Origin of the sequence: Adlercreutzia equolifaciens, assembly GCF_029076695.1 — a bacterium.
Lineage (GTDB): Bacteria > Actinomycetota > Coriobacteriia > Coriobacteriales > Eggerthellaceae > Adlercreutzia > Adlercreutzia equolifaciens_A.
This window is the reverse complement of the sequence record NZ_JARFIK010000378.1, coordinates 1-303: the sequence shown is the minus strand read 5'-3', so window position 1 is coordinate 303 and position 303 is coordinate 1. Positions and strand designations below refer to the sequence as shown.

The window sequence follows — 303 nt, the reverse complement described above, 5'->3', positions numbered from 1 at the left end:
GCCAGTGAAGCGGCGGAGGATATGGGTTCCCCTGTGATCGGAACGGAGCACATCCTGGTCGGGCTGATCGAGGAGGGGAGCGGTACCGCTGCCATGGTCCTCGAGGCCAACGAGGTGAAGCTCGACAGACTGCTGGCTCTTGTGGAGCAGCTTGTCTCTTCCTATCAGAATACAGCCACCAAAGAGCGGGACGGCTACACTCCAAGCGCGAGACATGTGCTGGAAAACAGCTATAAAGAGGCTGTCCGGTTCCATGCGCCGTTAATCGGTACAGAGCATATTCTGATGGCATTATTGAAGGAA

At 56.1% G+C, this 303-nt stretch carries 1 protein-coding gene; it reads left to right on the top strand.

Annotated features, from left to right (window positions below):
- On the top strand, window positions 1-303 hold a 303-nt coding region (locus PZH32_RS12825), incomplete at both ends, for a Clp protease N-terminal domain-containing protein (RefSeq protein ID WP_275208641.1).